This is a genomic window from Sphingomonas psychrolutea (assembly GCF_014636175.1).
Lineage (GTDB): Bacteria > Pseudomonadota > Alphaproteobacteria > Sphingomonadales > Sphingomonadaceae > Sphingomonas > Sphingomonas psychrolutea.
On sequence record NZ_BMDW01000002.1, the window covers coordinates 83,310 to 105,225 of the forward strand.

The window sequence follows — 21,916 nt, forward strand, 5'->3', positions numbered from 1 at the left end:
GCACATGCTTTACAATGCACATGCCCTGCCGCAATAGCTTACGAAACGCGCGCTAGCGAGAGGAAAACCATGCCCCGTCCCCGCGACATTGGCGTCATCGATACGCTGATCGGCTTTCGTGACCGCACCCATGCGCCGCTTGTCGCCAGTGAGAAGGTGAAGTGGGACCGGCATCCGGCGGAATATATGTTCAAGGATTTGCCTGGCGAATTGGCCGCAGGGCAAACGCGTGATTCCTCGATCGAGGAAACGCTCGCCAAGATGGACGCATTCAATATCCGCGTCGGCGTGATCCACACCAATGACGACCGCACCGCCGAGGCACTGCGCCGTTACCCCGACCGGTTCGTCGGCATCATGCCGACCAATCCGCACCGCGGTATGGACGCGGTGCGCGATATCCAGCGCGCGTACGACGACTACGGACTGAAGGGCGTGTCAATGTTCCCCTCGGGCCAGAACCCGCCCTGCCCGATCAACGACAAGCACTGGTATCCGGTTTATGCCAAATGCTGCGAACTCGACATCCCGGTATTTTGCACCACCGGGGTACCGGGGCCGCGCATCCCGCTAGCGCCGCAGAAGATCGAGCTAATCGATGAAGTCTGCTATGATTTTCCCGAGCTGAAGTTCGTCATGCGCCACGGCGCTGATCCATGGGTCGAACTTGCGGTCAAGCTGCTGCTCAAATGGCCGAACCTGTATTACTCGACCACAGCCTTTGCGCCGAAGTATTGGCCGAAGGAGATCATCGACTTCGCCAACACGCGCGGCAGCGACAAGATCATCTATGGCGGCTATTTCCCAATGGGGTTGGACCTCGAACGCATTTTCCGCGAGATGGACGACGTACCGTTCAAGGATGAAGTGTGGCCGAAATTCCTGCATGATAATGCGGCTAAGGTGCTTGGCCTCACCGCATAGCGGCACATGATGGAGAGCCGCATGAGCGGGAGCGTAAGGAATGGCGACGTCATTCTGATAACGGGGGCCACCGGTGCCATCGGCTTCGAGATCGCGGCGCAGGCCGCCGCTGCCGGCGCGATTGTCGGCGTCCATGGCGCGAGCGCCGAAAGCGTCGCCAAAACGTGCGAACGCCTCAGGCAGCAAATGCCCGACGCGCGACTGGTCGCGGCTCCCGCGGATTTCCGAACAACAGGTGCCCTCGAGGTAATGGTGAACACTGTTGCGTCAACGCAAGGCCGTCTCGACGCGGTGATCCATTGCGGCATTGCGGCTGCGCGCGGCATCACTGGGCCGTTCGCCGGCACCGACCCAGCCGCCTTCGGCGATCACGCCGCATTGGTGCTTGGCAGCTTTCAGCGTCTGTGTTTTGCCGCGTTGCCGCACCTCTCCAAGCAGGGTGGCACCATCATCGGCTTCGCGTCGGACGCCGGTCGCTTCGGCGCGGCGCGTCAAGCGGTCATCGGCGGCGCGTTTGGCGGAATCATGAGCTTCGTTCGCAATCTGGCGCTGGAGGTCGCGCGCGACGGTGTCCGCGTCCATTGTCTCTCGCCAAGCTTCGTTTCCAACACCCCGGCCTTTGCCGCGCACGCCGCGCGCGCTGAGGCCGCCAGCGCCCGCGCGGGTCTCGGCTTGCCGACCCCGGCCGACATCGCGCCGATGGCGTTGTTCCTGTGTAGCCCCGGCGCGGCGCGGATCACCGGGCAAGTGATCAGCATCAATGGCGGATTGAATGCGTGATGCCCATTCAAATGGAAATCCGACGACCATTATGGGGCATTCACCCTGGGGGGCACAGATGACGACCCAAGACGCCGCCCTGCGGTTCCAGCTTTCCGCCGCCCGGCAAACAGATGCCGCTAACAGCTTTGCGCGCACCGGCCTTATCCGAATCACCGAACCCTTTCCCGCCGATGTCGCCGAGCGGCTGCACCATCATCTCGACTCCGGGATTTCGTGGGGCCGGACGGTCAGCCAAGGGGAAAAAAGTGCCTGGGACCTCACACCGGAGGCGATCGCCGCGTTGGACGGCGACAAGGAGAAAGCATTTCTCGCCGCTGTCCACGAAACAGCCCGCGACGGCTTTCAGTTCCTGTTCGATTCGCTGCTCGTCTCCGACGACCCGAGCGCACGCAATGCCCGTGGTTTGTTGCTCGACCGCGTGATCGACGCGCTCAACCACCCCACCTCGCTCGACACCTTCCGAACGATCACCGGTGCGCCGGATATTCGCCGCGTCAACGGTCAGGCAACACGGTATTTGCCCGGACATTTCCTAACCAGCCATGACGACGGAATCGACGGCGAAAACCGCGTCGCGGCCTATGTGATCAACCTCACCAAGGGCTGGCGGACTGACTGGGGCGGGCTGCTGCAATTCCAGACGGGTTCGGGTGACGTACCGCTCGCGCTCAAGCCCGGGTTCAATACCATCCACCTGTTCCGCGTGCCGCAACTGCACAGCGTCTCCTATGTTGCCCCGTTTGCCGGCGTTCCGCGCTATGCCATTACAGGCTGGCTCTGCCGTTGAGATTGGCTGCGGCGCAGCCTGCTTACCGGGCGCTGCGGTACCGTGCCGCCGCCAAATCGAGAATTTCCTGGCGATCCGCGGGCAAAATGAAGCGCGCCTGGATCGAACGATCCAGCGCGACAGAGAACCGTTTCAGATATTCGGCCTTCCCGCCTGGGTAGAGCCGAACCAATGTCTGCGCATCGAAAAGCTCGCCCGATCCGAACAGCGATGCCATGATGCCGATGCCGCCGCTGGCACCGGATGTCCGCGCGGACGGCACGTCGATCCATGGGGTTCGGATGCCGCCGGTTGCAAGAGCATTGGCGTCGAGCACCGGCTGTGGCGTGGTTCCTTGAGTCAGCGCCATTCGCGGCGCTTTGGAAGGAGCCTTGCCAGTACTCACCCACCGGTCGAGTGCAACGATCGCGGCCTGCAGCACATAATGATGCTGCGGCGCGAAGTTGAACGGCTTGGTCAGCTTAGCGCCCATCAGGTTGGTCGTTGGCGTGTAGGCGGCTGCCAGTCTATCGATCAGCAACAATCCCGAATCGATCGGTGCGACTTGAAGCGTGTAGATGTCGGCGTGTGCCGTTCCCGGGACTTCCCAGACCCGCAGCCGAGCCGTGTCCGGTTGGCGGGCTGCCCAATAGCCGGATCGGGCACCCCCGACCAGGTCGGTCTCGGTGATGAAGGTCAGGACTGGGACGCGCAGGTCAGATCGAAATTTCACGACGGCTGGCATGCGAGGGTCGACCCGCCCGATGATCGAGCTGCCGTCGAGCGGCGCAGAGCCGCTGAAGCGTGAGTGGATCAGGAAACCGTCGAAGACGCGGGCCACCGGATCCACCGCATTCACGTACGTTGTCATGAAATGCGCCGACTGCGATTCTCCGGCGGCGAGAACATGTTTGGCGATCAGCGGACCCAATATGCCCGCACCGGCACCGGCACCGGCACCGGAACTGGCACTGCCGCGCACGAGGCGGCCCGCCTGAGAAAAAATGTCATACGCAAAAGCATCGCCGGGATGATGAAGCGACCGGTAGCGTTCGGGCGCAATCTTCTTGAGTGACATGTCGTAGCCAAGACTTGCTCCGCCTTCGACACCCACACGCTGCGCGGAAACCGCGACATAAGCGTAGCCTGCACGAATGAGTTCGCGATGCGCCATGAACCAGTCCGCTGGCGCATCCAGCCCGCCGCTGACATTGAGCCATTCCACCAGAACCGTGCCGTTGAATTTGGCGGGATCGCTCGGGCGCATGACAACGAGCCTGGTCGTGTACTCCGCCTTGCCAGAGGATGAGACGGTCCAGCGACCATCCTCGCGCATCGGATTGACCGAGGTGTAGGAGGTCGCCTCGCCAGAAACGAAATATTCCTCCTGCAAATATCCGAGGCTGGCCAGATCGTACGCACCCGTGATCAACGTGGGTTTGCCGGGTTCGAGTGTGACGCTTGGCTGACCGGGGCGTGAGCTTGTCGGCGAAGCGGATGCCGCCAACGCTATTGCTGCACTCGCCATGGTCAGGATGGAAGTGAGCCGCGCCAAGGTCGTTCTGATCATTGTATTCCCCCCGGCACGGACGCAGGCGCGCGCTTGTTCAAGTCGGTACGTTCGAAATGCCCTACCCCGCAGGCCGCACCAGCGATCCGACCCCATGCAACAACTGGTTCGCGATAATCGCATAGTGCATTTCGGACGCGCCCTCGGCCATGCACTTTGCCTTGGCGTCGCGCATGTAACGGTTGACGCCGGTGGCATCCATGATGCCGCTGCCGCCCCACATCTGGAGCAATTTCGCGCAAACCTCGAACGCGGTGTCCCCGATCCATGCCTTGCAGACACTGCCCATGGCCGGTTCCATCGCACCTGCATCGAATGCGCGGGCATTTGCGTAGAGCAGCGCGCGACCCGCCACCAGCTTGGCGTGCGCCTCGGCGAGCCAGTAGCTGATCGGCTGGAGTTCGGCCATGTCCCGGCCGTAGAGGCGGCGTTCCTTCACATAGTCGAGCGTCTTGTCGAGCATGCCCTGCGCGCAACCGAGCGATGTCGCGGCATGGGCGAGCACATTGGCGTGATTGGCCGGGCGGTGCGAAAAGCCCCCGGTCAGCACATCCCCGAGGATATCGTCATCCTCGATCCGAATGTTGTTGTAATTGATCGACCCGGTATTGGTCCCGCGCCAGCCGAGCTTGTGCTCATAGGGCAGAATTTCCACGCCCGCGCGGTCCATATCGACGGCTATGCAGCCATAGCCTTCCTTGCCATCGCGACCGTGCGTCTTGCACATCACCAGCACGACCTTGGCGTTCGCCTGTGTGCAATAGAGTTTGGCCCCGTCGAGCCGCCAGCCGTTCCCATCGGGCGTCAGCTTGGTCAGATGCGACGCGACATTCGCGGCACCTGCGGGTTCGCTTTGCGAATAGGCGATGACGCGTTCACCGCTGGCCGAGGCCGGAAGCAAGCGCTGCTTCTGTTCGGCGGTACCAAGCAGTTCGACCGTGCGCGGCGATAGCACCATCTGCACCGTCAGCGCGCCCGCGAATGCCGGACTCGCCTTGGCGATCTCCTCCGACACCAGACAGGCCGACACTAGGTCCGCGCCCGATCCGCCGTAATCGGCCGATGTGTAGAGGCCGAACAGGCCGACCTCCGCTGCTTTTGCAATCAGTGCGTCGGGTGTGTGCTCTTCGCGGTCGATTTGCACCGCAAGCGGCTCGACTTCCTTCACCGCAAACGCCTGCGCCATGTCGCGCAACGCGCGCTGGTCGTCGTTCAGCCAATCGAGCACATTATTCTCCTAAATGTTGCGCGCGAGGTAAGCGGCCTCGTGGATCGCATTGCCGTACGAGCGAGGCGTCCGGGCATCGCCGACCACTTGCAACCGGATGCCCGATTTGTTGAGCTTGCCGCTGAACGGGTCATAGGCGACGCGCCCCGGCGCGATGATCAGGGCGGCGCAGGCGATTGTTTCGCTACGGCCATCGGCGTGACTGACAACCACTTCGCCTTGACGGATTTCTTGCAAGGTGACGCCCTGTTCCGGGGCAAGATCTGCCGTCGCCATCCATATGTTTATCGCATTCATGCGCGAGCCGAGATAGTTGGCCGGGAGCAGCTTTGCGTCCGGATCGAGCAAGCGGATCGTCCGGCCCGCTTGAGCAAGATCGAGGCCGAGCTCAATACCTTCGCCCGCCCCCCAGACAATCACATTGCCCTGTGGCAGCGGATCGGACGCGCTGCCCAGCACCCGGTCAATCGTTCGAGCAAAACCGCTGGCGAGGGCGGCGCTGAGCCCAGGAACATCAGGCAACGCAGGCTTTGCGCCGGTTGCGGTGACGACCACATCGGGCTTGTCGGCGAGAATCATCTCGACTGTCAGTTCAGTATTCAGCCTCACCGCAATGCCGGCCTTGGCGACCATCAAGCGGTGCCATTGGGGCTGATACGCGATCTGTTCCATATTGCGCAGCGTCTTGTAATTTCCCGCCCAATTCATCACCCCGCCGAGCGCGCCGGACGCCTCGAACAGAGTGACATCATGGCCTGCCGCATGTGCGGTAATCGCATATTCCATCCCGCCTGAGCCGCCGCCTGCGATATAGACGCGCTTGGGAGCTGGGGTTTTCTGGATGCGATATTCGCGGTCACGCCCGAATGCGGCATTCTGGGCCGACCCTGCCATGCCCTTCGCAAAGATGTTGCCGGTCATCAGCGATGCGCCGGTGCGTGTCGATTTCCGAATTTCCTCTTCGCGGCCTTCGGTGATCTTGCGCGGAAAATCGGGGTCTTCGAGCGACTGTCGGCATGAGGCGAGGAAATCGGCGGCACCTTCGCCGATCATCGTCCGCATCTGATCAGGCGTGTTGACGTTGCACGACCCCATCAACGGCATGTCGATGCCGCGCTTGATCAGGCCGGCACGCATTTGCTTGATGCTGGGGAGCGTGACCAGATTGCGAACATAGAAACCGCCGCCGATATATTGGCCCGAGGATGTCTCGGGATCGCGGCTTTCGGCTGGGAGCATCGAACCGAAAGTGCAATCGATCCCATCGACACCAAGCGCGTGCAAACGCGGCGCATAATGATCGAGGAAGTATTCGATATCGAAGCCTCCCTTGTAGTTCTCGTCGCAGACCATCCGCGGGATCAACGGAAAATCCTTGCCGCACAATTCCTGGGTGCGCTGCAGAATCTGCTCGCAGAACAGGAAATGATCGGCATATTCGTCTTCCCGCCCCTGATTTTCGAGCAGCGACAATGTAACATGCGGCAGCGAGCCGTGGCAGAAATGGTATGACAGATAATCATAGCCGGCCTCACGCGCGCGGCGTCCGGCCTGGGCAAATTCTTCGACCAGGCTCTTGTAAACCTCGGTCGGCACGATCCCTGGTTGCTGGTTGCCGATCGGATATTTGCCGCTTGGCCCCCACGCGACCGTCCCGGGAATCCAGCCCTTGCCCGGCTCCAGCGGAAACGACGTGCCGACGCCGGGAATCAGTCCGCCGTAGAAAAGCTGGATGCCGGCAAGCGACTCATTGTGATGGATGACCTCGACCAACTCGCGGTGGCTGATGATGTAGGTGTCGTCATACATGCCCAGCATGCGTTCATTGATGAGCCCATCCCATCGCACATTGGTCGCACCGACGCACACCGCCCCGAAACCGCCCGCCGCCAGCGCTTCATAGGCGCCCACGGCCTGAGGGGTGACATAGCCCTTGTCGTCCGCCATGTTCATCGTGGTTGGCGCATGGACCATCCGGTTCTTGAAGGTCAGATGCTTGGTCTGAAAGGGTTCGAGCAGGGGATCGTTCACGGAGGACTCCGGCATAAGGGTCAGGCGCTTGCCGCGCGGTCGATGACGATGGATGCGCCTGAGATGAAACTGGCGCGGTCCGAAACGAGGTAAAGGATCAGATCGGCGACTTCTTCGGGCCGACCGGGTCGGCCGGTTGTAAAGGCCGAGCGCACACCATCAGCCGAACCGAGCTTTTCAAAGATGTCGTAAAAATCGCCCGCCATCGCGGTTTCGATGAGCCCCGGAAGGACGGCATTTATCCGTATGTCATGGCCGCTGCGCGCGTTTTGCAGTGCCGCGCTGCGTGTGAAATGCGCGACAGCTGCCTTGCTCGCCCCATAAGAAGCCATAATCGGATTGCCCTTGAGCGATGCGGTCGAGGACAGGTTGACGATCGTCCCCTTGCCCGCGCGCCGCATGAAGCGCAGCGCCACCGCCATCCCCAGCAAACTGCCCGCGACATTGATGTCGAAAGTCTTGCGATACGTATCGACCGAGGGATCGCCTACGCTGTCCTTGAGCGCGACGCCCGCGCTGTTGACGAGGATGTCTAGCTGCCCGAACTCGGTGTCGATCCACGTTGCAAAGTCTTCCCAGGCGGACTCGTCGGCAACGTCGAGCGAGCGTGCCGTACCGTTGCTCTCCCGGGCAACCGCCTGAGCACCTTCCAGGTCGCGATCAACGGCGACGATCTTTGCCCCCGCGCCTGCCAAGGCAATGGCAGTCGCGCGCCCGATGCCCGACGCAGCACCCGTCACGACGGCAACCCGTCCGGTCAGGTCAATCCACGGCACCATCATGTCACGCCTTCTCGAAAATGTGGACGCCGGCGGCCGACGAGCCGCCAAAGCCGAGGACATGCGTCATTCCGATGCGCGCGCCGCTCACTTGCCGCGCGCCGACCTCACCGCGCAACTGCTCGACGATTTCCACCATGTTGGCGACGCCCGTCGCGCCGATGGGGTGACCTTTCGACAGCAAACCGCCCGAGACATTGACGGGGATGCGCCCGCCGAGCGCGGTCACGCCCGAGGAGACCATGCGCCCGCCCTCGCCATCGGCGCACAGCCCGAGATTTTCGTAATGCAGGATTTCAGCCGTCGCGAAGCAATCGTGCAGTTCGACAAGGTCGAGGTCTTCGGGACCGACGCCCGCCATCTCATAGGCGCGCGCCGCCGCCAGCCGCGTGACCGAATTGGGCTCGAGTATCTCGGGGCTGCGCGGCTCGAACACGTCCGATGCCATTGCCGAGCCGCGGATGCGGACGGCGCGGGCCATACCGAGTTCGCGCGCTTTCTTGTCCGACACCAGCACCAGCGCCGCCGCGCCGTCGACATTGGCCGAACACATCAGCTTGGTCAGCGGATACGCGATCATCTCGCTGGCCAGCACCATATCGAGCGGCGTCTCCTTTTGATAGGCAGCCTTCGGGTTCATCGTCGCGTGATGGTGGTTTTTGACCGCGACCTGCGCGAATTGCTCGAGCGTCGTCCCGTAAGCATTGGCGTGGACCATCCCCGCCTCAGCGAACAGCGCGGGCATCGTGACCGATCCGAACAACCCCTCCGGCGGCGGTCCAGCGACCGGCGACCCGCCGAGCATGCCGCTTGGGTTCTTCTCGGCACCGACGACGAGAACGATGTCATAAAGGCCGCTCTTGATGCCGGTAAACGCCTCGCGCACCGCGCTCGCGCCCGACGCGCACGCGTTCGAGACGTTGATGCACGGCACGCCGGTCTGGCCGATCTGTTGCAGGATTTTCTGACCGAGCATCGAGGCGGCGTTGAAGGTGGACGAGGCGTAGACCGCCCCTACGTCCTTTATGCTCACACCCGCATCGTCGAGCGCCATGAGCGCGGCCTCGGCCCCGAGCTGAAAATACGTGCGGTCGGGATAGCGCCCGAATTTGATCATCCCGGCGCCGACGACGAAAACATCGGTCATTCAGAGACTCCTTCGGGCACGAAATGATAGCCGACATAGGGCGCACCGTTCTGGTCGTGGGCGCCGCCCGCATCGTCGAAGACAAGGACAACGGGCATACCGAGCCGCAGCGTGGTGGCATCGACGTTCCGAAGCGTCCCCTTTAGCGACAATCCGTCGTGGAGATCGACGATTGCCGAGACGAACGGCACCGCGATCCCAGGATAGCTGCGATGGACGACCGACCAGGAATACAGCGTACCGTGGTCCGTCGCGCGAAACGGCGCGGGCGGGGTACGCGAGGCACAGTTCCGGCAGGCCATGGTGGCGACCGTCACGACGGCACCGCATTCATCGCAGCGATACCCCTCGATCCAGGCAGCCCCGTCCGGTCCGACCCGAACCACCTTGGTGCCCGGCTTCGCCAGCGTCGTATTTTGCATCGTCAAAGCCGCTTTCTCCTGCCGCACAGCGACGTATTGCACATATGGCAATGCATTATCAAAGGCGAGTCATAACTTGGCTTTCTGCGCCTTCAAAAAGGTGCCGCGATCGACCTTGCCGGACGCGGTGCGCGGCAGCGGCTCGCGCGACACGGCGATGTTGCGTGGCACCTTGTAAAGCGCCAGTCGCCCGCGACAATATGCCTTCAGGTCTTCCTCGCTGACCTTGGCATCGGCCTCGGCAACTACGGTCGCGACCAGCCGCTCGCCCAGCCGTTCGTCGGGGATGCCATAAGCGATGGCATCGCGGAGCTGCGGATGATCCGACAAGACACGCTCCACTTCGGCGCAATAGATATTCTCGCCGCCAGAGATCACCATGTTCTTCTTGCGATCGACGATGGTAAAGATGCCGTTCGCATCCTCGATGCCGACATCGCCCGATGCCAGCCACCCGTCGTGCATCGCCTCGGCCGTTGCCGCCGGATCACCGACATATTCGGTCATCAGCCCGGCGCTGTGCACCCAAAGTTCGCCCGGCTCGCCGATGTCGGCGGCGCGGCCGTCGTCGCGGCGGACCTGCACGTCGATCGTCGGGCAGGCCCAGCCGCACGACGCCGGATTGTCGAGATAGGCACGCCCGCTGATCGTACAGGTCCACGCTGTCGTCTCGGTCTGGCCGTAGGTGTTCGACATCAGGCAATCGGGCATGCGCTTCCGAATTTCGGCAAGGAGCGCCGGGTTCAGCGCCGCCGCGCCATTCGCCATATAGCAGACCTTACCGAGCATCTCGGGCGTCGCGCGCGGACTTCGCAGCATGTCCCACAGCATGGCGGGCACGAACGACAGTCGCGTCATCCCGACGCGCTCGATCATGTCGAACGCGATATCGACGTTCCATTTGCCCATGATGTGGATCGCCGTGCCGACGCTTACCGAGCGGAAAATCGGCACCATCCCGCTCAAGTGGAACATCGGCCCAAGAATGACCGTGGGCGTCGCCATCGAACGCCGGTCTTCGGACAGGGTCTTGCCGGTTTCCTCCTCGTACCGGATGTCCTGCAACGTCCCCATGAAGCGCGACAGCGACACCGAATGCGCAATGGCCCCGTGGCTGAGCAGCGCACCCTTCGGAAACCCGGTCGTGCCCGAGGTAAACAGGATCACGGCGCCGTCGCCGGGATCCATGTCCAGCGGCGAAAAGGCGACCTGCCCTGCGGTGATGCTGTCGAAGTCGCCGTCGCGTTCCGTCAGCAGAGGGGCATCGGGTGCGCCGATGACAATCCGGCGAAAACCGGGATTAGGGGTTTCGACGGCAATGGCATTTGCCAGCGCGGCATCGAGGATCGCGACTTCGCATCCGACAGTCGCAATGGCGCGCACCATTTCCTCGGCTGCACCTCGGCTGTTGACCAGCGCGGCGATACCGCCCGCCGCGGTGACCGCGATCAGGCCGATGATCCATTCGGGTCGATTGCCGGCAACGATGGCGACTTTGGTCCCGCGCGTGACACCGAAGCGGTTCTGCAAGGCATCCGCAAGCGCCGCCGCCTTGGCAAAGACTTCATCAAAGGTCAGCACAACCTCGTCCTGCACAATCATCGTCCGACTGCCGAACGCCATGCCCTGACGGTACAGCGCCGCCAGATTGCGCGGCGCGCCCTTGAACACACGCAGCCGCCCATTGGCGACCTGTGTGTCGACCAGTTCAAAGACCTTGCCGGGCCCGATCAACCGGTGGACCAGCGGGTCGCGGACATTGGGTCGGGTGTTTCGCGCTGAATTCGCCTCGTGCGTCACCCGTCACTCCATCCCCATCGCTCGTCCAAACGGACTAGCTTACCGTTACTGTGACACACCCGCATTGTCATCGCATTATTGCAATAAGTGCTGGTCATTTCATCAGGACAGATGGGCGCGGGCACGATATGCTGCCCCAAAAGAACAGTAAGGCAGAGGATGACAATGGCGACACGGGTCGAGGGCAATGCCGCTGCTGAATGGCGCGCGCACTGGACGGTCGTTCTGGCCGCGTGTGCAGGCTTTGGCGCATCGACGATCATCTCCTATTCAAGCAGTCTTTTCATACAGCCGCTCCAGCATGATTTCGGCTGGAGCCGCGCACAGATCATGTCTGGCCATAGCATCGCGTCGATCACCGGGGTGATCGCTGCCCCGTTTACCGGCTTGCTTGTCGACCGGATCGGTCCACGGCGCCTCGGCATTTTTGCCGTCGCGGCTATGTGCCTTGCCACCGCGTTGTTCAGCGTTGCCGGACCCGACATCTGGATGTGGCGAGCATTATGGGTGCCGATGTCGCTGGCCATCGTGATCATCCAGCCGTCGGTCTGGACGGCGGCGATTACTAGCCTGTTCTCTGCGGGTCGCGGTCTTGCCCTGGCGGTGATCCTGTGCGGCGGTAGTATCTCGTCGATTATCACACCCACTCTAACCTACTATTTGATCGAATTATATGGCTGGCGGATGGCGTGGATCGGCATTGCCGCCTTCTGGGCGACTCTGTCCCTGCCGCTCATCTGGCTGTTCTTCACCAGCGCGAAGGACAGTGCCAGACGGTCGTCAACGCCCGCTGCCGCCGCACCGCCGCGCCGCTCGCTGAGAGAAAGCGGCATGCTGACGCGCCGTTTTGTGCAGTTACTCTTGGGCGGCGTCGGGATTGCCGCCGTTGTAGTAACGCTGGGGACCAGCCTCGTCCCAGTACTTTCCTCGAACGGCCTCACGCGCGGGCAGGCAGCGGGCATAGCGTCGCTGCTCGGCGTTTCCGCGATCGTCGGGCGGCTTGGAATCGGCGCGCTGCTCGATCGGATTCACGGCCGCTATCTTGCCGCATTCTGCGTACTGCTGCCGGTTATCGGCGTGCTTATCCTGATTTATTTCCCTGGCTCGATCGCTGCTGCGTCGGCCGCGGTGCTGATCATCGGATTTTCGCTCGGAGCCGAGCTCGACATCATCGCGTATTTGACGTCGCGTTACTTCCGGCTTGAAAATTTCGGGTTCCTCTTCGGCACGATCGCCGGATTTCTCGGGCTGGCCGCCAGCAACGGACCTGTCCTGCTCAATGCCGTTTTCGACGCAACGGGCTCGTACATTCCCGCCCTCTGGGCGGCGATCCCGATCTGCGGGGTCGCAGCACTATTATTTCTACTGCTCGGTGCCTATCCTGGCGCCGACCGAACCGAACCGGCGGGACCCTAATCATGGCACGCTTCCAATATGTTATCCTGTCGCGGTCCAAGCCCGGCCACGAAGAAGACTATATCCGCTGGTACAGCGAACGGCACCTGGCTGATGTCTGCCGGATCGAGGGCGTGGTCAGCGGCAAACTGCACCGGCTCGCCCTGCAGAAAGTCTATGATCTCGACGCGCCGCAGTGGACGCTGATGACGATCTACGAATTGGAGGGCGATGACCCTCAGGTGGTCATCAATGCTATTCTCGCGGTATCGGGCACCGACGTGATGCCGCTCAGCGATGCGTTGGACAAGTCGGGGATGATTCAGGCCGTCGGTCGGCAGATTGCAGCAGTCGGGTAACGCTCAGCGCACCTCGCACCGTTCCATCGCCGCACGCGCCAGCCGAGCAAGACGCGGGAACGCCTCTGCACGCTCGCGCGCGGTGGCGGACGAGGCAGTGCCGCGCAGCACCCGTCCCTTGATGCCGTGGAAAATCGCGGCCAGCCGGAAGAAGCTGAACGCCATGTAGAAATTCCAGTTGGCAATGTCCGCGCGCCCCGTCCGGCGGCAATAAGCGGCAATGTAATCGGCCTCGGTCGGCAGGCCAAGCGCGACCGGGTCGGCACCACCGATCCCCGCCACGATATCGCGCGGCATGTGGTACATCATCGCGTGATAAGCAAAATCTGCGAGCGGATGGCCGAGCGTCGAAAGCTCCCAATCGAGCACGGCCAAAATGCGCGGCTCGGTGGGGTGGAAGATCATGTTGTCGCAGCGGAAATCGCCGTGCACCAGCCGCGTGTCATCACTGGCCGGAATGGCCGTCGGCAGCCACGCGACCACCGCGTCCATGTCCGCATCGCGCCCGGCAAGATCGTCCGCCAGATATTGTTTGGACCAGCGGCCGATCTGCCGTTCGAAATAATTGCCCGCTTTGCCATAGTCCGCCAACCCGATGTCCGCCGGATCAAGCGCGTGCATGGCGGCGATCACAGTGTTCATGGCGTCGAAATAGGCGGCGCGCTCTGCCTGCGGCACGTCCTGAAAACTCGCATCCCAGAAAATGCGGCCCTCGACCATTTCCATGACGACAAAGTCCGACCCCAGCACGGCGGCATCCGCACACGTAGCAAAGATGCGCGGCACCGGCACATCGGTCGTCTCCAGCGCCGCCAGGACGCGCGCCTCGCGTAGCACGTCATGCGCGCCTTTCAGGATGTCGCCCGCGGGTTTACGGCGCAGCACATAGGTCGCGGTTGGTGTCGTGAGCCGATAGGTCGGATTGGACTGGCCGCCGTTGAACTGCCCGATCGTCAGCGGCCCTGCATAGCCAGCGACATTGGCCGAAAGCCATGGCTCGAGCGCACGCGCGTCGAGCGCCGTGCGGACTGCGCCGACGCCTTCATTGACGGATATGTCAGCCGCCATGCTTCGTTTTCCAGTCGCGCTTGATCTTCTTGGCGAGGCTCCATTTATGGACCTCGGTCGGGCCGTCATAGATGCGGAAGGCGCGGACTTCGCGGAACACCTGTTCGACGATGGTCTTGTCGGTCACGCCGGTGCCGCCCATCACCTGCACGCAACGGTCGGCGATCCGCATCAGTGCCTCGGACACCGCAACCTTCGCCATCGAGCTTTCGACCGTGCCGAGCGACCCGGTGTCGAGCACGCCCGCGCACCAGTCGATCATCAATTCGCACTGTTTCAGGTCAATCATGTTCTCGGCGAGCATGAAGCCGACGCCCTCATGATCGATCAGCGTCTTGCCGAAAGCGGTGCGGCGGTTGGCATAGTCGGTCGCGATTTCATGCGCGCGAATGCAACTGCCGAGCCAGCGCATGCAGTGCGACAGGCGTGCCGGACTGAGGCGAATTTGTGCGTATTTGAACCCCTCGCCCGCCACGCCGAGCATCTGGTCAGCGGGCACGCGCAGATTGTCGATGGTGAGCGTCGCATGGCCGCCGGGCATCGAGCTGTCGATGGTATTGGGCACATGGTCGATGCGGATCGCCGGATCGGGCAGTTCGATCAGGAACATGCACGCCCCCTCCTCCGCCTTGGCCATGATGATCCCGACCTTGGCCCCTTGCGCGCCGGTGATGAAGGTCTTGCGACCGTCGATCACCCAGTGATTGCCGTCGAGGCGGCAGGTGGTCTTCATCATCGACGGATCCGAGCCCGCGCCACCCTCCTCGGCGGGTTCGGTCATGAAGAAGGCCGAGCGCGCGCTGCCATCGATCATCGGCGCAAGGAACCGCGCCTTCAGGTCGGCGCTGCCGACATGGCCGAGCAGGTACATGTTACCCTCGTCAGGGGCCATGGTGTTGCAGGCGAGCGGCCCGAGCGGCGACAACCCCGACTTGATGAGCACCACCGCCGTTTCGCGCTGGGTCAGGTGGCTGCCGTCGGGCAGGATATGCGGTGTTAACACGCCAGCCGCGCGCGCATGCCCACGCATCTCGTAAACCAGCGCGTCCAGCGGTGCCCCATGATGGTCGCGACGCGTATCGGTTTCATAGGGGATGATGGTTTCGCGGACGAAGGTTTCGACCCTGCCGGCAATTTCGAGGGCACATGCACTGATCGTCAAAGGCTCTGTCCATCATCAATGGTGAAAACTGCGCCCGTCATATGCGCTGACTCGTCGCCGCAAAGATAGAGCAGCGGGGCGTCGAGCGCGCCGATCGGCTGCAACCTGCGCCTGGGGAAAGCGGCAATCTGGGCGCGTCCGCCGTCGGTATCGAACCAATCGCCCGACAGTTCGGTGCGGATATAACCCGGTTGGATCACGTTTACGTTGATGCCCTGCCGCACCCATTCCCGTGCCAGATTACGGCCCATATGCGCGACCGCCGCCTTGCTCGCGCTGTACATCGTTTCGCCTTGGCCAGTCATGTCCGCCGTGATCGAGCCGATCAGGACGATCCGCCCGCACCCGCTGCCTTGCGCACCCGCGGCGATCAGGCGTCGTGCGCCCTCGCGCGCGGTCAGCATTACCCCGAGCACATTGGTGTCGAGCACCGCGCGCAATTCCGCCACGGGAATCTCAGTCGACCGACCCGGCGCGGAGATACCCGCGTTGGCGATGATCGTATCGACCGGTCCGAAAGCGGCTTCGGCGATATCATAGGCGGAGCCAACCGAGGTTTCGTCGGTGACGTCCATGGCAACGCCCAAGGCTATGCCCCCGTCCGCCGCGATCTGCTCGGAAAGCGCCGCGACCCGCTCGACGCGCCGCGCTGCCAGCACGACACGCGCACCATTTCGCGATGCGAGCCGGGCGAAATGGGCGCCCAATCCGGACGACGCACCCGTGATCAGGCACGTTCGTCCTGCAAGAGGCAACATCAAATCGTTCCGACCGGCATAGGATGGCTCGACCCTTTAAAAGGCATATTCGGCCCGAACACCGAAGGTGCGTGGCGGCGCATAGCTGCCGACGTCCGCCAGGGTAGAAGCGAGCGTCGATCCAAGATAGGCCGCGTCGCCCAGATTCTTGCCCCAGATGGCGAGGCGCAGGCCGTTCATGCCCGTGGGCGCGAACGACAGTTCAGCGTCAAAGGTCGTGTAGCCATTCTGGCGAAGCCGGTTGGACGGCTCCATGCCGTAGCTGCTCGTATGGTAGGCCGAGGCAAAGGCACCCAAACGTCCGGCGGCGATGTCCATATTGTAATTCGCCGACACGTTGCCGCTGAATTGGGGCGCGCGGAGCAACGGCTTGCCGCTCAGATCGGTCGTTATCTGAAGATTACCCGTACCCGTCGGCAAGAACGCGGCGGCGTTGCGGAAATCCCGATATTTCGCGTCGAGGAACGCCGCACCTGCGGTCAGCGCAAAGGCAGGGGTCGCCTGCCATCTCAAGTCGACATCGATCCCCTTGACCCGCGCCGACGCCGCATTCTGGGTGATATAGGCCCGACCGGGGACAAACACGACGGCCTGCAGGTTGGTGTAATCGTAAAAGAAGGCCGCAACATTGACGCGAAGCCCGTCGGCAACCTTGCCCTTGGCACCGATTTCATAGGCCGTGATCGTTTCGGGCTTCACGGGGTCGAGCGTGAAGTCGGTGGTGTTGACCACGCCGCTTTTGAAGCCCTGACTCCAGCTCGCATAAACATTGGCGTCGGGCGTGAGCGCATAGCGTGCAGTTACGCGCGGCGTGAACTTGCTGAACGTCACTGGGTCGCGCGGATATCCCACGTTGCTCGCCTGGGGGACGCCGTTCAACAGGTTGGAGAAGGTCCGCTGCTGCTCACGGGTGTAGCGCCCACCTGCCGTCAACGTAAGCTGATCGATCGGCTTCAGCGTTATCTCGCCATAGCCAGCGATGATCTTCTTTTCGACGCGGGCATACTGGTTGCTGACGAACAGCGACATTTTCGCCGCCGGTGGTACATTCGGGAACTGCAAGTCGAAGATATTTTCGCCGAAGGTTTCATTGCCGTCGAGGTAAAAGACTCCGGCCAGAAACTGAATAGGACCCAAAGCCTTAGATACGAAATTGGTATCGTGGACCACGAACTTTCCCGTCAGCGGCGAAGCGCGCGACTCACCGATATTTACCGCTGTCCCGTCGACATCGGCAATGTAATTGATCGCGTTGTGGAAATAGCTCGTCGTGGAGGTAAGCGTCCCCGCCCCGAGGTCGAATTCGCCGCGGATGTTACCGCCATAGGACTGGATCGCTGTGAATACGTCGGGCGAGGTAGAGAACTGGCCTGGATTGGTCACACGCGGCGATGTTGGCACCGGCAACGGAACGCCGAGCGCGGAAAGGTCGGCACCATAGCCGATCGAATTGTTGGCGATCGCAAACCCGGCATACATCGCGGAATCGGAGCGCTCGGAATAATAGCCCGAGACCGTGATGCGCTGACCGTGGGCCGGCTCGAACAGGATCTTGCCCCGCACAACCTGGGCATCAAGGCCTTTGTCGCGCGCGCCGGTCACAACATGGCGACGAAACCCGTCCCGTCGCTGGAATGACCCCGAAAGGCTCGCTGCCACTGTTTGGCTGAGCGGTCCGGATACATAGCCGCGCAGTTGCACATCGTTGAAATTGCCATAGCTCGCGCTCAGCTTACCGGTCAGGTCGAAGCTCGGTGCCATGCTGGACACAAGGATCGCCCCGCCAGTCGCATTTTGGCCGTAGAGTGCCCCTTGCGGCCCTTTGAGTATTTCGATCTGCTGGACATCAGGCAGGTCGATCAGCGTCGCGATCTGCTGCGGCTGGTAGACGCCGTCAATGTACATCGCGACGTTTGAATTTTCGCCGAGATTGGCACCGGTCGAGGTGATGCCGCGGATCGACGGCTGGAGGAACGAGCCAAAAAACGTCATTGTGACGCCGGGCGCAACTTTGGCGAGTTCGGACGTACTGGTAACGCCTGCCTGGGCCAGCGACTGAGATGAAAGCGCGACGATCGACATCGGCACGTCGGTCAGGTTTTCGCTTCGACGCTGCGCGGTTACGATGATGTCGGGAGATGCCGGCTCGTCGGCCTGCGCTACGGCGACACCCGGAATGCCCAGCGTCAGAGCCGTGATCATGACCAATGCGGATTTTCGACTCGGGATCGTCGTCGATTTCATGGCATTCCCTCCTGGCCCTATTTTGCCCGGACTTATGCCCTGATTGAATACAATGCAACGATGCAGTTGCGTTAAATTAGGCGCAGTAAAGGCATATCAGATGTAATCTGTTAGCGCATAAGTCCGCCAGGAAAGTCGTGGTTTTATAGCGCAATACCGGGGGTACCAACGCAAACCACGCTGGTTAGCAATTCACGACTGGCAATGCATTGATCGAAGCGATAAAAGGTCGTGAACCTACCGCCGATCGCGGATGATAATTGGAGTGGTGATTATGGCGTCGACCGTGGCAACCGACCGTGAGCCTGTCCCCTTTGCAGTAACCGACCCGGAGATGATCCCGGTCGAGCGCTACTATGACGAAGCGTTCTTCCAGCTCGAGAAGGAAAAGCTCTGGCCGCATGTCTGGCAGATGGCGTGCCGGCTTGAGGAAATTCCCGAGGTCGGCGACTATGTCGAATACTCCATCCTCGAAAAGTCGGTCATCATCGTTCGCACCAAGACCGGGGTGAAGGCGCTGCACAACGCCTGCCGCCACCGCGGTGTGCGGCTCGCGACTGGGCCGGGCAATTGCAAGACAACCGGCTTCATCTGTCCGTTTCACGGCTGGCGTTACAATATGGACGGCGTCAACACGTTCGTGTTCGGCAAGCAGGTGTTTAACGCCGCGCTGCTCGAACACGCCGAGATCGATCTTGCCCCGTGCCGCGTCGAATTCTGGGCGGGCTGCGCGTTCATCAATTTCGACGACAACGCACCGTCGCTGCTCGACAGCCTCGGTCCGGTCGTCGACAGGCTCAACGCGCGCAACGTCGACAAGCTGAAGATGGACTGGTGGTACGCCACCGTGCTGCCGACCAACTGGAAGCTGGCGATGGAGGCCTTTCAGGAAGGCTATCATACAATGAAGACTCACCCGCAGCTCAATACGCTGTCGGCGCTGGGCAATCCATATGGCAATGATGCTGAAGGCATGACCCCGAACAAGGGCATCAGCGCCAAAGATACCGTCAAACTCAACATCGAATTTATGGCGCGGCTGAGCTCGGGCATGGCAGGGATGGTCCACGAGAGCGAAGTCGCGGTGATCGAGAAACTACACGACATGGAAGTGCCTGATGATCCTGTTCAGGCGACGATGATGTTTTACGGCAAAGCGAATGAAGCCGTAACCGCGGACGGTTTTGCCCGCGGCGTACCGATGTTCGACGTCAACAAAGTCATGCAAGAACAGCCCTTCCACGCGGTGGAATATATGTTCCCGCACTTCTTCCTGCTGCCGATGATCAGCGCCATGTCGTCCTACCGCATCCGGCCGCTGACGCCGGAAACCTGTCTATTCGAAATCTGGTCGCTCGCGTTGCGCCCAGAGGGCGAAGATTATGACACGCCGCGCGCGCCGACCGTACTGCCCTATAACAGCGATCAATTTCCCGAAATCCCGCGCCAGGATTACTATAACCTGCCGCTGCAGCAGTTGGGCCTGCACGCAGGCGGCTTTACGCACATGCGCCTGTCTCATTCGCACGAGGGGTTGATCAGCAATTACCAGCGGCTGATCGACGGCTATCTCGCCGGACGCGATCCGCAGTTGCTCGCCAAGGCCGCGCATGTCGTCAACAGCGGGTTCGAAGCGCCGATTGCAGATATCGGATTATGATGGCGCTTTGTGCAATGCACATTGCGTGATACATTCTTTCCGAAGAGCGGGGCTATCCCGCCGACTCGGAGAGCAGCATGATCAGAGAACGCACTTACGATCTCGTGATCAAAGGCGGCACGGTCATCGACGGCCTGCGAACCCCGCGCTATCGTGCCGACATCGGAATTGCGGGCGGCAAGATTGTAGAGATTGGGGGGAACATCCCGGTCACCGGCGCGAAGCGCGTTATCGACGCCGCGGGCAAGATGGTGGCCCCCGGCGCAGTCGATCTTCACACCCATTATGACAGCCAGATCTTCTGGGACCCATGGTGCACCATCTCCGGCTGGCATGGCGTGACCAGCGTGGTGATCGGCAATTGCGGATTTGGCTTTGCGCCGTGCAAGCCCGAAGACCGCGAGCGGACGATGCTGTCGCTGGTCCGCAACGAGGCAGTGCCGCTGGAGACGATGCGCCAGGGGATGCCGTGGGACTGGGTGAGCTTCAAGGAATATCTCGATAGCGTCGAACGCACCCCAAAGGGCATCAATGTGATGTCCTTCGTGCCGCTCGCGCCGCTCTATGGCTATGTCGTCGGCACCGATGAAGCCAAGCGCCGGCAAGCAACCGAGGAAGAGTTGCAGCAGATGTGCGACCTGTTGACCGAAGGCATGGAAGCGGGCGGCTGCGGTATCAGCGCGCAGATCCTTGGCGTCGAAGGCAACGTACAGCTCGACCATGACGGCACGCCGATGGTCACCGACCTGATGAGCGAGCGCGACCTGACGGCGTTCTGCCGGACGATGGGGAAGCTCGGACGAGGCGTGTCGCAGATCACGGGAGACATGGACCTCGCCGAAATCATGGCGCGCGAAAGCGGGCGTCCGGTCATCTGGAACGCGTTGATCGCGGTTGGCGCACTCAATCAGCATGGGGGCTTGAAAATTCTGCCTGGTGTTGCGCTCGAGCGGCTGAAACAGCTCAACGAGCGCGACGGATTACGTGTGTTCGCGCAGGCGCTGACCACCAATTTCGCCTCGCAATTCACGTTCGAAGATTACAATCTCGCCGACGCGATCCCGGCGTGGAAAGACCTCTGCATGGGGACAATCGCGGAGAAGACCGCGAAATTCAACGACCCCGCGCGCCGCGCCGCGTTGAAGGCGATTCATGAGGAACGCGGCGGACTGTTCGGTGCCGGCTATGTCGTCGACGAGATCAAGGTCGGCTGGATTCCGCTCGATGTGCCCGATGGGCTTGCCCTCCAGGACAAGTATGAAGGCTTTACGATCGGCGAAATTGCCGCGCGCGAGGACAAGCACCCGCTCGATGTGCTGCTCGACATTGCGCTCTATGGCGAGTTGAAGAGCGGGTTCGAAACCAAATTGATTATCACGCCGCCTGCGGCAATGAAGGAAATCGCCAACGGCACCGTCTCGCTGCCGGGTGTCAGCGACGGCGGCGCGCACACCAAGTTCGTGACCACCGGCCGTTTCCCGACCGAGCTGATCAGCTACTGGGTGCGCGAGCACAACATCATGTCGCTCGAAGATGCGCACTGGCGGCTGTCGGCGATGCCCGCGCAGGCCGCCGGTTTGAGCGGGCGCGGGTCGCTGGCCGTAGGCATGCCCGCCGATATCCTCGTCTATGACTATGAGAATCTCGATAGCCTCCCCGCTGAACGCGCGTGGGACTATCCGGCCGGCGAGTGGCGGCTGATCCAGAAAGCGACGGGCTATAACTTTATCATCGTCAACGGCGAAATCACGTTCATCGACGGTGAATGCACACAGGCGACGCCGGGCAAACTGCTTCGCCACGGCGTGGCCTGAACTTAG

The 21,916-nt window shown here is 61.9% G+C and carries 18 protein-coding genes; 7 read left to right on the top strand and 11 right to left on the bottom strand.

What is annotated here, in order from left to right; translation table 11 throughout:
* Positions 1-69: 69 nt before the first annotated feature.
* Genes IEV62_RS01905 through IEV62_RS01915 form a run of 3 tightly spaced genes read left to right on the top strand, consistent with a single transcriptional unit; the run spans position 70 to position 2,494 of the window.
* Positions 70-924 carry an amidohydrolase family protein gene (locus IEV62_RS01905; RefSeq protein WP_188445087.1) on the top strand — a complete coding sequence of 285 codons (855 nt, stop codon included), beginning with the start codon at positions 70-72 and terminating at the stop codon, positions 922-924.
* Positions 925-945: 21 nt separating this feature from the next.
* Entirely contained in the window at positions 946-1,704 is a 759-nt protein-coding gene (locus tag IEV62_RS01910) for an SDR family NAD(P)-dependent oxidoreductase (RefSeq protein ID WP_188445088.1), read from the top strand.
* A gap of 58 nt (positions 1,705-1,762) precedes the next feature.
* The gene (locus tag IEV62_RS01915; protein ID WP_188445089.1) at positions 1,763-2,494 is read left to right on the top strand and encodes a 2OG-Fe(II) oxygenase; all 732 of its coding nucleotides are present in this window, start codon (positions 1,763-1,765) and stop codon (positions 2,492-2,494) included.
* Between the two features lie 22 nt (positions 2,495-2,516).
* Here IEV62_RS01915 and IEV62_RS01920 read toward each other — a convergent pair whose 3' ends face one another.
* The 7 genes from IEV62_RS01920 to IEV62_RS01950 all read right to left on the bottom strand — a co-directional run bounded on the left by IEV62_RS01920 (position 2,517) and on the right by IEV62_RS01950 (position 11,450).
* Positions 2,517-4,043 (bottom strand): alpha/beta hydrolase domain-containing protein, encoded by a 1,527-nt coding sequence (locus tag IEV62_RS01920; RefSeq protein WP_229732760.1) that lies wholly within the window; start codon positions 4,041-4,043, stop codon positions 2,517-2,519.
* A gap of 61 nt (positions 4,044-4,104) precedes the next feature.
* The gene (locus IEV62_RS01925; RefSeq protein ID WP_188445090.1) at positions 4,105-5,271 is read right to left on the bottom strand and encodes an acyl-CoA dehydrogenase family protein; all 1,167 of its coding nucleotides are present in this window, start codon (positions 5,269-5,271) and stop codon (positions 4,105-4,107) included.
* A gap of 9 nt (positions 5,272-5,280) precedes the next feature.
* Positions 5,281-7,302, bottom strand: coding sequence for an oxidoreductase (locus tag IEV62_RS01930; protein WP_188445091.1), 2,022 nt, complete (start codon positions 7,300-7,302; stop codon positions 5,281-5,283).
* 20 nt (positions 7,303-7,322) lie between these two features.
* Positions 7,323-8,084 carry an SDR family NAD(P)-dependent oxidoreductase gene (locus IEV62_RS01935; RefSeq protein ID WP_188445092.1) on the bottom strand — a complete coding sequence of 254 codons (762 nt, stop codon included), beginning with the start codon at positions 8,082-8,084 and terminating at the stop codon, positions 7,323-7,325.
* A 1-nt stretch (position 8,085) separates the two neighbouring features.
* Entirely contained in the window at positions 8,086-9,228 is a 1,143-nt protein-coding gene (locus IEV62_RS01940) for a thiolase family protein (protein WP_188445093.1), read from the bottom strand.
* Entirely contained in the window at positions 9,225-9,650 is a 426-nt protein-coding gene (locus tag IEV62_RS01945; protein WP_229732783.1) for a Zn-ribbon domain-containing OB-fold protein, read from the bottom strand. Before IEV62_RS01945 ends, IEV62_RS01940 begins: the two co-directional genes overlap by 4 nt.
* A 69-nt stretch (positions 9,651-9,719) precedes the next feature.
* Positions 9,720-11,450 carry a class I adenylate-forming enzyme family protein gene (locus tag IEV62_RS01950; RefSeq protein WP_188445095.1) on the bottom strand — a complete coding sequence of 577 codons (1,731 nt, stop codon included), beginning with the start codon at positions 11,448-11,450 and terminating at the stop codon, positions 9,720-9,722.
* A gap of 165 nt (positions 11,451-11,615) precedes the next feature.
* Between IEV62_RS01950 and IEV62_RS01955 the strand changes: the two genes are divergently transcribed.
* Together IEV62_RS01955 and IEV62_RS01960 are read left to right on the top strand one after the other, a co-directional pair.
* Positions 11,616-12,866, top strand: coding sequence for an MFS transporter (locus IEV62_RS01955; protein ID WP_188445096.1), 1,251 nt, complete (start codon positions 11,616-11,618; stop codon positions 12,864-12,866).
* A gap of 2 nt (positions 12,867-12,868) precedes the next feature.
* Positions 12,869-13,204, top strand: coding sequence for a hypothetical protein (locus IEV62_RS01960; RefSeq protein ID WP_188445097.1), 336 nt, complete (start codon positions 12,869-12,871; stop codon positions 13,202-13,204).
* 3 nt (positions 13,205-13,207) lie between these two features.
* Here the strand turns inward: IEV62_RS01960 and IEV62_RS01965 are convergent, their stop codons facing one another.
* Genes IEV62_RS01965 through IEV62_RS01980 form a run of 4 tightly spaced genes read right to left on the bottom strand, consistent with a single transcriptional unit; the run spans position 13,208 to position 18,394 of the window.
* Entirely contained in the window at positions 13,208-14,272 is a 1,065-nt protein-coding gene (locus IEV62_RS01965) for a phosphotransferase (RefSeq protein ID WP_188445098.1), read from the bottom strand.
* Positions 14,262-15,434 carry an acyl-CoA dehydrogenase family protein gene (locus tag IEV62_RS01970; RefSeq protein ID WP_188445099.1) on the bottom strand — a complete coding sequence of 391 codons (1,173 nt, stop codon included), beginning with the start codon at positions 15,432-15,434 and terminating at the stop codon, positions 14,262-14,264. The genes IEV62_RS01965 and IEV62_RS01970 overlap by 11 nt, the downstream gene beginning before the upstream one ends.
* Positions 15,431-16,192: an SDR family NAD(P)-dependent oxidoreductase gene (locus IEV62_RS01975; protein WP_188445100.1), complete on the bottom strand. Its 762-nt coding sequence runs from the start codon at positions 16,190-16,192 to the stop codon at positions 15,431-15,433. The genes IEV62_RS01970 and IEV62_RS01975 overlap by 4 nt, the downstream gene beginning before the upstream one ends.
* Before the next feature lie 36 nt (positions 16,193-16,228).
* The gene (locus tag IEV62_RS01980; RefSeq protein ID WP_188445101.1) at positions 16,229-18,394 is read right to left on the bottom strand and encodes a TonB-dependent receptor; all 2,166 of its coding nucleotides are present in this window, start codon (positions 18,392-18,394) and stop codon (positions 16,229-16,231) included.
* Between the two features lie 316 nt (positions 18,395-18,710).
* Here IEV62_RS01980 and IEV62_RS01985 point away from each other — a divergent pair, with 316 nt between their 5' ends.
* Positions 18,711-20,096 (top strand): aromatic ring-hydroxylating oxygenase subunit alpha, encoded by a 1,386-nt coding sequence (locus tag IEV62_RS01985; protein WP_188445102.1) that lies wholly within the window; start codon positions 18,711-18,713, stop codon positions 20,094-20,096.
* Between the two features lie 77 nt (positions 20,097-20,173).
* Positions 20,174-21,910, top strand: a complete 1,737-nt coding sequence (locus IEV62_RS01990; protein ID WP_188445103.1) for an N-acyl-D-amino-acid deacylase family protein — start codon at positions 20,174-20,176, stop codon at positions 21,908-21,910.
* Positions 21,911-21,916 lie beyond the last annotated feature (6 nt).

Bases quoted from the DNA above. Each gene is read 5' to 3' on its own strand.
- IEV62_RS01905 (WP_188445087.1), top strand. From the start codon at position 70: ATGCCCCGTCCCCGCGACATTGGCGTCATCGATACGCTGATCGGCTTT.
- IEV62_RS01910 (WP_188445088.1), top strand. From the start codon at position 946: ATGAGCGGGAGCGTAAGGAATGGCGACGTCATTCTGATAACGGGGGCC.
- IEV62_RS01915 (WP_188445089.1), top strand. From the start codon at position 1,763: ATGACGACCCAAGACGCCGCCCTGCGGTTCCAGCTTTCCGCCGCCCGG.
- IEV62_RS01920 (WP_229732760.1), bottom strand. From the start codon at position 4,043: ATGATCAGAACGACCTTGGCGCGGCTCACTTCCATCCTGACCATGGCG.
- IEV62_RS01935 (WP_188445092.1), bottom strand. From the start codon at position 8,084: ATGATGGTGCCGTGGATTGACCTGACCGGACGGGTTGCCGTCGTGACG.
- IEV62_RS01940 (WP_188445093.1), bottom strand. From the start codon at position 9,228: ATGACCGATGTTTTCGTCGTCGGCGCCGGGATGATCAAATTCGGGCGC.
- IEV62_RS01945 (WP_229732783.1), bottom strand. From the start codon at position 9,650: ATGCAAAATACGACGCTGGCGAAGCCGGGCACCAAGGTGGTTCGGGTC.
- IEV62_RS01955 (WP_188445096.1), top strand. From the start codon at position 11,616: ATGGCGACACGGGTCGAGGGCAATGCCGCTGCTGAATGGCGCGCGCAC.
- IEV62_RS01960 (WP_188445097.1), top strand. From the start codon at position 12,869: ATGGCACGCTTCCAATATGTTATCCTGTCGCGGTCCAAGCCCGGCCAC.
- IEV62_RS01965 (WP_188445098.1), bottom strand. From the start codon at position 14,272: ATGGCGGCTGACATATCCGTCAATGAAGGCGTCGGCGCAGTCCGCACG.
- IEV62_RS01975 (WP_188445100.1), bottom strand. From the start codon at position 16,192: ATGTTGCCTCTTGCAGGACGAACGTGCCTGATCACGGGTGCGTCGTCC.
- IEV62_RS01980 (WP_188445101.1), bottom strand. From the start codon at position 18,394: ATGATCACGGCTCTGACGCTGGGCATTCCGGGTGTCGCCGTAGCGCAG.
- IEV62_RS01985 (WP_188445102.1), top strand. From the start codon at position 18,711: ATGGCGTCGACCGTGGCAACCGACCGTGAGCCTGTCCCCTTTGCAGTA.
- IEV62_RS01990 (WP_188445103.1), top strand. From the start codon at position 20,174: ATGATCAGAGAACGCACTTACGATCTCGTGATCAAAGGCGGCACGGTC.